The sequence below is a fragment of the Bradyrhizobium macuxiense genome (assembly GCF_001542415.1).
In the GTDB taxonomy this organism is placed as follows: domain Bacteria; phylum Pseudomonadota; class Alphaproteobacteria; order Rhizobiales; family Xanthobacteraceae; genus Bradyrhizobium; species Bradyrhizobium macuxiense.
In genome coordinates this window covers 47,183-58,386 of sequence record NZ_LNCU01000113.1, presented here as the reverse complement: position 1 = coordinate 58,386, position 11,204 = coordinate 47,183, and the positions used below count along the sequence as shown (strand labels likewise).

Genomic DNA, 11,204 nt, shown 5'->3' with positions numbered 1-11,204 from the left:
GCTTGAGGCGTGTTGTCGCTCACCGATGACATTGCAGCGCGATTTGAAGCGGGCGCGGATAGTCCTGTTAGCGGCGGACGGGCGCAGCACCCGGTCGATCGCCAAGGAAGTTGGGGTCCAGCCGCGGATTGTCAGCGTTTGGCGGCATCGCTATGCCGACCAAGGCCTTGAAGGGCTGCAAGACAAGCCGCGGCCCGGCAAGCAGCCGATCTATACGAAGACGACCGACAAGCGGATTCTGAAGCTGCTGGATAAGCCGCCCCCGCAAGGGTTTGCGCGCTGGACCGGCCCTCTGCTGGCCGAGGCGCTAGGCGATGTTGACGTCCAATATGTCTGGCGGTTCCTGCGCAGCCACAAGATTGACCTCGCGGCTCGCAAGTCCTGGTGTGAGAGCAACGACCCGAACTTTACGGCCAAAGCCGCCGATGTCGTTGGCCTTTACGTCGCCCCGCCGGCGAAGGCTATTGTGCTCTGCGTGGACGAGAAGCCCTCGATCCAGGCTTTGGAGCGAGCGCAGGGCTATCTGAAGTTGCCCAATGGCCGCGCCTTGACCGGCCAGAGCCACGATTACAAGCGGCATGGCACCACGACATTGTTTGCAGCGCTCGAAGTCGCCACCGGAAAGATCATCGCTACGCATTCAAAACGCCGTCGCCGTGTCGAGTTTCTCGATTTCATGAACAGCCTCACCGCGGCCTTTCCGGGCCGAAAGCTTCACGTCATCCTCGACAACCTCAACACCCACAAGAAGAATGAGAGCTGGCTCAAGGCCCATCCCAATGTGCAATTCCATTTCACACCGACGAGTGCGTCCTGGCTCAACCAGATCGAGGTATGGTTCTCAATCCTGCAGGGGCAGTCGCTCAGCGGCACCTCCTTCACAAGCCTCAAGCAGCTTCAGGAACACATCGATGCCTACGTCAACGCCTACAACGACAAAGCCGAGCCCTTCGTCTGGACCAAGAAAAAGATCCGTCAACGCCGTTTCAAGGGCCGCCGTATCAATCAACTCTGATTCCGGGTACTAGAGCCACGAAAGGCTGTTCGATAACCGCCGCGGCGATTGCGGGTTGTCCCGCCCGAGTTGATTATCACCGGAACCGCTTTCGCAGTCGATAAGACGGTAGCTGCCGCAGGCTCTTCGCAGATGCAAGTTCGATGTACTGCCGTGCGACGCGAAAACCATCGAACCGTTCGGACATTCGGCGGGCGCCCGAGGACAGCCGTAGCCACAACGCGTCATCATTCAGGAGGGATCTGAATGCAATCGACATCGCGCCTGGATCTGTGTCTACCACAAGCCCGTTCACGTCGTTCACGAGCACATCGCGGCTGAGCCGTGAGGAACCGACAATGGGCGTGCCGCTGGCGATCGCCTCCATGACCGTTGCAGATGCGACGGGGGTATCATAGCGAGTGGGAAAGGCGACGACCCTCACCCGGCCATGCAACATCCGCACGGTCTGCCCGTCCGCGGGACCCACCAAGGTCACGCAGCTGCGAAGCCGATCCGGGAGGGCATCCACCGCCGCATGCGCTGGTTGGGTGATGTCGCCTGCGACGTAGAGCCCGACTGACGGATCGTCGAGCGCACCGAACGCCCGGATCGTGGCAGCGGGATCCTTGTAGGGCGCGGTTCCGGAATGGAGGATCGCCCGCTCACGGGCGGCAAGGTCACTCCCATGATAGGACTGAAGGTCGATGCATTTCGGGATCAGGGCAATCTGGTGCCGCGGCATGCCGAGATCGCGGGCTAGTTCATCACGGAGCTCTGTCGTCGTGGCGACCACGCAGTCGCACCGCTTGGTGCTGAACCGCCGGATAATCCGCCACACTGGAGCAAGTCGCCCACTGCGAAGCTCGAGATTGTGGACGACTTGGACGATGGTGCCGCGGAGCGGGAGAGGCACGGCCTCGCTGTGGACGACAATATCCGGCCTGAAGCGATCGATGATCCACTTCGCGCGAAGCCAGGCCGCCGCGGACGCAAGCCCCGTCAAAGGCGTGCGGCTCAAGGCTACGATCGGCAGATCGAGACGAGGAGATAGAAGACGCCGGTACTCCGCATGGCTCTGGAGGCTAGCCACAACGATCTTCACCTCGTGGCCCAGGTCGGACAGGGCCTGAGCAAGCGACACAATGAAAATATTGATGCCGTCGGGCGAGTCGAGTGCCTCGCGCCGAGTGACGACAACACGCATGCGACCGACCTTTCCGTCTGTCGATTGTGAACTACAGAGGGCATAGCTTCAATCATCAACAGAGGAGTACTCCATACGTACGTGCCGCCCGCCCTGGGCGTTAGTAGGAGAGATGAGCATGGAACCCGCCGCAACGTCACTTGCGCGCGCTTCGCCGTCACCTTGAGTTGCGGAACTGCGCGCTCGGGCCGCGCCGAAGGTCAAGAAGAAGCCTGCCGAGACCACCAGCACAAAGCATTCCCTCGCAATTTGCGCGATCGCCACGGCAATAGCCGCATTCGAGAGTTGGGGGGAAAGCAGGAATGCTGCAGCAAGGAAGATCAACAAGCCTGATACATTGAGAAAGGTCCAAGCGCGCTCGTGACCGTAGTTGAACATATAGAGGTTCGACGTGCAGGTATTCGCATTTATGAGGAGCGGGATGACAGACATCACCCGAACGATCGGGATCGCACCCGAAAAACTCTCGCCGAACAACAGGATGATGACGTAGGGGGCGAGAAAGAACAGGAAAAGTGTGAATCCCGCGCCAACGACGAGAGTCAGCAAGGAACGCCTGATAAGAACGAGCCCAGCTTCCGGGTCGTGGCGCGCGCAATATGCGACTCTGGGTAAAAGCGTTTCCCACATGGCTCTGAAAAACGGCCGTGTCGCGTTCACGAACTTCTCGGCGATCGAATATTGCCCGGCGGCAACGTAACCCGAAAAATGCTGAACGAGCGGAACAGGCAGAGTCACGAATATTCTCTCTACAAGAGTAAAGAGGAATCCTCGCCAACCGTTGCGAAGTTGCATTCCAACCGCTGACGGTGTCACGGCTCTGAACCCGCTGAAGCCGATGGGAACGATGAACGGCAAGCTGACGAAGCCTGCGGCAATGGATGCGGAGCTCTGAATCGCCACCGCAAGTTCGGTATGAGCAGACGAGGTCACCATCGTCAGGAAGCACAGCAGAGCCACACCGCGGCTGACGACCACCGCGACGGCCGCTTGCGATGCGCGTTCCAGAGCGATGAACAGCCAGGTCGGAAACAAGATGCCTCCCACCGCGTTCAACATGGCACACAAAAACAAGGGCCTGCTGACAGCGAGGAGGCCGTCCGAGGCAGCGACGCCGGCGAGCGTCACCACGAACCATAGTATAGCTTTGGTGGCGGTGACTTCCGCGAAGAGGGAGGCGATCATGGCTGGCTCGTGCCGCACCGACGCCGCCGCACGTTGCGCGGTCCAATGAAAACCATAGTCCACGATCGTGGTTGCGAGCCATCCGATGCTCAGGGCGTATGCGAACTGTCCAAAATGAAGGGGCCCCAGAACCCTGCCGGCATATGGAAGAATGAGAAGGGGCTGCAAGACGTCGGCCGCATGCATAATGGCTAAACTGGCGGCTTGCTTTCGCAGGCTCATAAGCAGTCCTCACTGAGAGAGGTCCCATAAGTCGTGGCACCTTCAGGCAGACGAAGCCGCAGACGCCCTGACCAAGGAGATTCTCGAGCCTGAGCTTGCTGGCTCAATCTTATGGGGGCTAGACGTGGAGCGATCCCGGCGAGCATGCCTGCGATTGCCCCCTTCAAAAAGCGCTCCGAAGGGGTAACACCGATGAGCCGAGTGACGCGAAGACTCATCAGCTAACATCCTCCGTGCAGTGCAACGTGAGGGGCAGAAATAATGCCGGCGGAGACAGAGGTTTTCGACTACGTAATTGTCGGTGCCGGGGCCGCGGGGTGCGTGGTGGCCAATCGGCTCGTGGCAGCAGAAGATTGCACCGTTTGCCTGCTCGAGGCGGGCCCACCCGACTACAGCGTCTTTCTGCGTATCCCCGCCGGGGTGTACAAGGCCGCATCAATTCCGAAATTCGCATGGCAGTTCGAGACGGAACCAAACCCAGCGACGGCAAACCGCGCCATACCGATCCCGCAGGGCAAAACGCTCGGTGGTTCGACTGCCATCAACGGAATGAACTACGTCCGGGGTCATTACGATGATTTCGATAGTTGGGCCCGACAGGGCAACCGGGGCTGGGGCTACGCTGACGTGCTTCCGTACTTCAAAAGAAGCGAACGGAGAACCGGGACGTGCGACACCACATACCGGGGCCTGGAGGGACCGCTCCCGATCACAGATTGCGATTGGCAACACCCGCTTTGCGAATCTTTCATTGAGGCCGCGCACAATCTCGGACTGCCGCGCAATTCCGACTACAACGGCGCAAGGCAGGCCGGGGTCGGGTACTATCAGCGCTATATCGAGAACGGCTGGCGCATAAGTGCGGCGCGGGCATTTCTGCGACCAATTGCCAAGAAGAAGAACTTGGAGATTCGGACCGGGGCCCAAGCCACCGCGGTGCTGTTCGAAGGAAAGCGAGCGATCGGGGTTCGGTACGTGCAAGGACCTGGCCGTCCTGCTCGTAAGGTGAAAGCACGTCGCGAGGTGATCCTCACCGCCGGGGCCGCGAACACGCCGAAGCTGCTGCAGATCTCAGGGGTCGGTCCACCGGCATTGCTCGCAGACCTTGGCGTTCCGGTGCTGCATGAACTGCCGGGCGTCGGCCAGAACCTGCAGGACCACTACATGATCCATTTCATCGTCAGGGTGAACGGCAAGACGATCAGCGGGCGCGGCTTTGGTCTGCTTCGGGAAGGCACCAAATGGCTCCTCGGCCGTCCAAGCGTTCTCGCTCTTAGTCCGTCTCTCGTGTACGGATTTGCCAATTCGCGGGATCTCTCCTCCACTCCGGATGTTCAAATAGACGTTTCCATCGGAAATTATTCCAACCTCCAGGAACGCTTTCCCGTCCTCAAGCCCGGATTCTATCAGCTGCGGCCGCATAGCACTGGATTCGTCCGCGCGTGCTCGCCCGATCCCTTCCGTGCCCCGATCATCCAGCCCAACTTTCTCGTGGACGAAAGGGATCAGCGTGTTGCCGTTGACGGCATCCGGATGATGCGGCGTCTGCTCGACGCCCCGGAGCTTCAGCCTCTCTACCGCGGGGAGGAAATGCCCGGTCCCTCCGTTACGAACGACTCCGAGTGCCTGGAATATGCGCGGGAAGCTGGATTGACGTCATATCACCCGTGCGGGACGTGCCAGATGGGCCCGCAAGACAACCCGGCGTCGGTCGTCGATGATCAATTGCGTGTCCACGGTCTAGAGAACCTGCGGATAGCGGATGCGTCGATCATGCCCGCCGTGCCCTCCGCCAACACGTCCGCGGCTGTGTTCATGATCGCAGAAAAGGCTGCCGACATGATTCTCGGACGGCATCCTCTGCCCGCAATGCATTACGATCCCTCCGACCAGGTCCAGCGTCCTAAGTCTGCCGTACAGGCATAGATCGCACTCCAGAGCCCAGAGCTGGCCACAAGGTAACATGGAGCCCTGTCCTTGAAGAAACGAATCCTCGTTGCTTCTGACTTCAACGCGAAAGATCGAGCCCACTTCGCGTTGTCCTACGAGTTCTGCCGTATCGTCACCGAGTGCGATCACGCAGACCTCGTCGCGCCAGGCATCGACAGCTACCTGACGAAGCATCTCAGTGGCGTTCTGCCGCCTCACGACAGTCAAAACGTCCAGCGTGACTTCAACAGGCTCGTCAATGGTGTCCGTAAAGGGCTTGGACTAAAGAACGCACCGACGATTGATCGTGTCGATCTCGACCAGGACTACGACGCCTTCTTCTTTGTGGCCTGGGCTCCGCAAAGCTTCGTTGAGCTCTCGCGCATAAAGAACTGGCGCAACCGGTGCAAGATCGCCGTGGCATATCTGTTCGAGCTCTGGTCCAGCACACTTGAACGGGACCGCGATTACTTGAGACTATTGGACCAGTTCGACCACGTATTTCTGCTTCACAGCGCAAGCGTCGCGCACCTTTCCCGATACACATCCGCTCCCTGCTCCTTTCTGCCGACGGGCGTCGATTGTCTGATCGCCACACCGTATCCATCGCCGCCTGAGCGGGTCGTCGATGTCTACTCGATAGGCAATCGCGCGGCGGAACCGCATCGGCAATTGGTGGCGCTAGCTGAACGCCGAAATTTCTTCTACCTCTACGACTCGCTCTCGAGCAGCGATTCCCAGGTCAAGGATTGGCGCGAGCATCGACTGCTTCTCGCCAACATTATCAAGCGCACCCGCTACTTCATGGGCTTCAATCCAGCGGCAGTCATGAGTGCAAGATCGCGCATGATCTCGGGCGAGCAGGTCCTGCCGTCACGTCTGTTCGAGGGTGCCGCCGGAGGCGCCGTCATCCTTGGAAGCGCGCCGCAATGCGCCGAGTTCGAGGAGTGGTTCGATTGGCCAGACGCAGTGATTGAGGTCTCTCCGCAGACGGACGACATTGCCGCCGTGATCGACGAATTGGATGCGCAGCCCGAGCGGATCGCACGCGTGCGACGGACGAACGCAGTGCGTAGCCTGCAGCGGCACGATTGGGTCTACCGCTGGGAGCACATCTTGTCGACAATCGGAATGGAGACATTGCAGCAGCTCCATGATCGCAAGTCCCGGCTCAGCGAAGTCGCAGCCGCCGCAATGTCGCCATTGCCGGCGTAGCGCAACCTGAGACAGCCGCGCTTCTGGCCCGGAATGCAGGTGCGGAATGATCCCCTCGCCACCGGATGAACCTGGAACGCATGGACATCCTCCTGGCCCGGACGATCGGCCAAGATATCGACTGAACTTCGATGCCGCACCGATACACGATCGCTGCGTCGCCGACGATAGATTGCGGACCGTCAAATTCCATTCCACATTCGAAAACAGACTCCATGCTCAATCACTTAGAGACTTCTTTGCGCACAACCATTTGGCCGCAATGAATTTGCGTCGCCATCCGGCCTACCTCCAAAGAGTGAATGTCGCGCGGTAAGAACTGGCGTCTAATACATCCAGATGTTTGAGCCATCGCTCACCGTGGAGAACCGGGCGTATGCACACGATTCGGTCTGAAGCACCAGATGTGCCACCGGTGATTTCGGCATCACCCGAGGCGTCAGACGTCATCTCGATGCATTTTGAGAGTGTGCGCCGTGTGCTGGCGGAAGTTCAAGTGCACGCGGTCCGGAGACTGGTCGATATTTTCCGTCAAGCCCGCGATCGAGGGGCCTTCATTTACATCGCCGGCAATGGCGGCAGTTCGTCAACCGCCTCTCACTGGGTCAACGACCTTGGCAAGGCGACCAAACGCTCGGGCTGCCGACCGCTAAAAGTCATGTGCCTGTCTGACAACATGTCGTGGTTCTCCGCCCTGTCAAACGACGAAGGTTACGAGAGGGCATTCTCTGGCCAGCTCGAGAATTTTGCGAACCCGGGAGATGTATTGACCTGCATCTCTGCGAGCGGCAACTCACCGAACCTGGTTCGCGCGGTCGAACTGGCGCGAAGCCGGAAGCTCACCACCGTGGCGCTACTCGGATTTGATGGCGGCGTGCTGAAGGGGCTGGTTGATGAGCCGGTGTGCGTCGAGACCGAGAAAGGCAGGTACGAGCTCGTCGAGGACGTCCATTCTGCGATCTGTCATGCGGCCACAAGGTGCCTCGTTGCCGACAGACCAGGACTGAACTAATGGCCGTTCCCAACGGCACTTCCCGCTACGCGCATATCGAAGGCCGGATCTATGATCGGCCGACACAGGCGGTCATCCTCGCCGGCGGACGTGGCACCCGGATGCAGCCGATCACGCTTGATCGGCCCAAGCCGATGGTGCCGGTTCTGGGCCGGCCTTTTCTGGAGTACCAGATCGAGCAATTGCGCGATCAGGGTTTTGAACGAGTCCTGATCCTCCTTGGATATCTGCCCGAGGTCGTACAGGACCATTTCGGCGATGGCCGTGACTGGGGTGTGCACATCGAGTACTCGGTAACGGATCCCGACCAACTGACCAGCAGCCGAGTGGCAACCGCTCGGCACATGATCGATCCTTGCTTCCTGTTGCTGTACTGCGACAACTACTGGCCGATGCAGATGGACCGGCTGTGGGCGCGGTTCTGCGAGGCCGGCAAGCCCGGTTTGATCACCGTCTACAGCAACAAGGATGGCTACTCCCGAGGCAGCGCCCTCCTCGATCGCGACGGTCATGTCGGCATATTCGATCGCTTGCGCACGACCCCCGGACTGCAGCAGGTCGAAATCAGTTACGCGATCCTTACGGATCTCGCTCTCGCGCTACTACCCGAGCAGGACACGCTGCTCGAGGAGGCGATCTATACACCGCTCGCCCAACAAGGGCGGCTCACGTCCTACTCAAGCGATCACCGCTATTACGGCGTCGGCTCGCTGGACCGACTGCCGGCAACCGAGGCCTTCATGCAGCGCAAGCCAACCTTGATCCTCGATCGCGACGGCGTGCTGAACCGCAAGCCGCCGCAAGCGCAATACGTACGGAATTGGGATGAATGGACATGGTGCCCGGGTTCTCTTGAGGCACTGCGAATCCTTCATGACCGCGGCTACCGGACAATTATCGCGTCGAACCAACCCGGCATCGGTCGCGGCATCATGAGCGAGGCCGACCTGGACATCGTGCATGCCCACATGAAGCAGGAGATCGCGCAGGTGGGAGGCTCGATCGATGCAATATATTATTGTCCGCACGATTGGGGAGACGGCTGCGACTGTCGCAAGCCGAAACCCGGCCTCCTTTTCCAGGCCCAGCGGGATTTCCACCTCGACCTCACGCGCACGCTGTTTATCGGCGACGACGAGCGCGACGCCGCGGCAGCGGCGGCAGCTGGCTGCCCTTTCCGCCGCGTGACCGATGCCTGTTCCCTCCTCGACCTCACCCGACAACTGCTTGAACAGAAAGCACCCCCGCAATATGCCTGACAACAAGCGCATCCTGATCACGGGCAATAACGGCTATATCGGATCGGTTATGGCGCCCTGGCTCCAGGGCCAAGGCTTCGACGTGATTGGTCTCGACACCGGATATTTCTCTGCCTGCACACTCGTCCCCGACCGAGCCGTCGTCCCGACAGTCCGCGCGGACCTACGAGACGTTACCGCCAAGGAACTCGCCGGTTTCGACGCGGTGATTCATCTCGCGGCACTCAGCAACGATCCGATCGGCAACTTGAACACAGCCTGGACGCGGGAGATCAACTCGCAGGGGACGATCCGGCTCGCGACACTCGCGAAGCAAGCGGGCATCCCGCGCTTCATTCTTTCATCTTCTTGCATCATGTACGGGACGTCGGAAGCGGCGGTTGTCGACGAAAATTCGCCGCTCGCGCCGCGCACCGAATACGCCCGCTCGAAAGTCGAGGCGGAGATGGCGCTGCGCGCGCTCGCCGACGATCGTTTCTCTCCGACGTTTTGCCGCAACGGCACCGTCTACGGCCTCTCGCCGCGGATGCGGTTCGACACAGTCCTCAACGATTTCATGGGCAATGCCTTTACGACTGGCCGTATCGTGATCCACAGCGACGGCACACCCTGGCGGCCGGTCGTCCATGTCCAGGACGTTGCGCGCGCGTTTCAGGCGGTGCTCGAAGCCCCATTGGAGACGATCCACAACGAAGCTTTCAACATCGGTGCGGAGGAAATCAATTACCAGATCCGTGATCTCGGGCGGATTGCGGCAGAAAGCGTTCCTGGCTGCGAACTCGCGAGCGTACCGCAGCCCGGCGCGGATCAACGCACCTACAAAGCTGATTTTGCCAAGTTCAAGCGGACCTTTCCGGGATTCAGCTTCCGATGGACGGCGAAAGACGGAGCGAAGGAGCTCTATGCGGCGTTCCAAGAAATCGGTCTGAAGCATAGCCTGTTCACGGACAAGCGTTTTACGCGTCTCAGCTGGTTGCGGCACCTGATCGACAGTAAATCGATCGATGAGTCGCTCAGGTGGACTGAGGTCAGAGCCGACGCGAGCCGAAATCGCGCCAAAGTCTCAACAGGCTAGGAGGCCGAGCGCAGTGGAAACCCTATCAACACGAGAACCCGAGCCGGCATCCGTAGTCCTCGATCGGGAGCGGCATGGACCTGCCTACGCCGATTGGCGTCCGACCAACATCGTGATGACGCGGACCCCGCTGCGCGTCAGCTTTGCAGGAGGCGGCACGGATTTGCCGGAGTTCTACGAAGTTGAAGAAGGCGCCGTCCTGAGCGCGGCCGTCGACAAATACGTCTACGTCACTGTGAAGCGCCACAGCGACATCTTCAACGAGCCGATCCGGATCAACTACTCGCGCACCGAGCAGGTCAACTCCATTGAGGAGATTGACAACAACATTGCCCGTGAGTGCCTCAAGTTCCTTAATATCGAGCCTCCGATTTTCATCAGCACCGTTGCCGACATGCCGGCCTCGACCGGCATGGGGGGATCGAGCTCGTTTGCAGTGGGGTTGCTCCACGCGCTCCACGCCTTTCGTGGCGAGCGCGTCACCGCGGGTCAACTCGCCGAGGAGGCCTGCCACATTGAGATGGAGGTTCTTAAAGAGCCGATCGGCAAGCAGGACCAATACGCCGCCGCCTTCGGCGGCCTGAATCTGCTTCGGTTCGGGCGCGGCGGCCGCGTTACGGTCGAGCCGCAGCCGGTCCGGAGCGGTTCTGTTGCTTCCCTGTTCAGCAACATCATGATGTTCTGGACCGGTCATCAACGTCCGGCCGCCTCGGTGCTCACGGAGCAGAGGAGCAACACGTCGCGCAACCTGGACGTTCTACGGCACATGCGCAACGACGCCTATGAGTTTCGTGCCCTCTGCTCCGGTCAGCACATCGAGCTCGAGCCGGTGGGCGAAGCGCTTCACCGCGGCTGGGAGATGAAGCGGCGGCTTGCTTCCAAGATCACCACCTCAGAGATCGACAGCCACTACGCGCGAGCCCTTGAGGCAGGTGCGGAAGGTGGCAAGCTCTGCGGCGCCGGCGGTGGCGGCTTCCTCATGTTCATCGTGAAACCGGAGAAACGCGAGCGGGTGCGTCAGGCGCTCGCGGACCTCCCGTTGGTGGCGCTTGGCTACGAGGTGCACGGCTCACGGGTGCTTTACCCGGCTGCATGAGATTGGTCTC

General features: G+C 60.2%; 9 protein-coding genes. 7 read left to right on the top strand and 2 right to left on the bottom strand.

What is annotated here, in order from left to right:
• Positions 1 to 1,015: IS630 family transposase (locus AS156_RS34085; protein WP_082747544.1), on the top strand; the 1,015-nt coding region annotated here is incomplete at its 5' end.
• A 76-nt stretch (positions 1,016 to 1,091) separates the two neighbouring features.
• On the opposite strand, the gene AS156_RS34080 is transcribed toward AS156_RS34085, so the two are convergent.
• Both AS156_RS34080 and AS156_RS34075 read right to left on the bottom strand, forming a co-directional pair.
• Positions 1,092 to 2,201 carry a glycosyltransferase family 4 protein gene (locus AS156_RS34080; protein ID WP_066513746.1) on the bottom strand — a complete coding sequence of 370 codons (1,110 nt, stop codon included), beginning with the start codon at positions 2,199 to 2,201 and terminating at the stop codon, positions 1,092 to 1,094.
• A 48-nt stretch (positions 2,202 to 2,249) separates the two neighbouring features.
• Positions 2,250 to 3,608 carry a lipopolysaccharide biosynthesis protein gene (locus AS156_RS34075; RefSeq protein ID WP_066513745.1) on the bottom strand — a complete coding sequence of 453 codons (1,359 nt, stop codon included), beginning with the start codon at positions 3,606 to 3,608 and terminating at the stop codon, positions 2,250 to 2,252.
• Positions 3,609 to 3,869: 261 nt separating this feature from the next.
• Here AS156_RS34075 and AS156_RS34070 point away from each other — a divergent pair, with 261 nt between their 5' ends.
• The 6 genes from AS156_RS34070 to AS156_RS34045 all read left to right on the top strand — a co-directional run bounded on the left by AS156_RS34070 (position 3,870) and on the right by AS156_RS34045 (position 11,194).
• The gene (locus AS156_RS34070; RefSeq protein ID WP_066513744.1) at positions 3,870 to 5,534 is read left to right on the top strand and encodes a GMC family oxidoreductase; all 1,665 of its coding nucleotides are present in this window, start codon (positions 3,870 to 3,872) and stop codon (positions 5,532 to 5,534) included.
• 51 nt (positions 5,535 to 5,585) lie between these two features.
• A complete protein-coding gene (locus AS156_RS34065) occupies positions 5,586 to 6,752 on the top strand; it encodes a glycosyltransferase (protein WP_136626584.1) in 1,167 nt (388 codons plus the stop codon).
• Between the two features lie 376 nt (positions 6,753 to 7,128).
• Positions 7,129 to 7,764 (top strand): D-sedoheptulose-7-phosphate isomerase, encoded by a 636-nt coding sequence (locus tag AS156_RS34060; protein WP_082747901.1) that lies wholly within the window; start codon positions 7,129 to 7,131, stop codon positions 7,762 to 7,764.
• Entirely contained in the window at positions 7,764 to 9,023 is a 1,260-nt protein-coding gene (locus AS156_RS34055; protein ID WP_066513741.1) for an HAD-IIIA family hydrolase, read from the top strand. The genes AS156_RS34060 and AS156_RS34055 overlap by 1 nt, the downstream gene beginning before the upstream one ends.
• Positions 9,016 to 10,098, top strand: a complete 1,083-nt coding sequence (locus tag AS156_RS34050; RefSeq protein WP_066513740.1) for an NAD-dependent epimerase/dehydratase family protein — start codon at positions 9,016 to 9,018, stop codon at positions 10,096 to 10,098. Before AS156_RS34055 ends, AS156_RS34050 begins: the two co-directional genes overlap by 8 nt.
• A gap of 115 nt (positions 10,099 to 10,213) precedes the next feature.
• On the top strand, positions 10,214 to 11,194 hold the full coding sequence (locus tag AS156_RS34045) for a GHMP family kinase ATP-binding protein (RefSeq protein WP_160331188.1): 981 nt from the start codon (positions 10,214 to 10,216) through the stop codon (positions 11,192 to 11,194).
• Positions 11,195 to 11,204 lie beyond the last annotated feature (10 nt).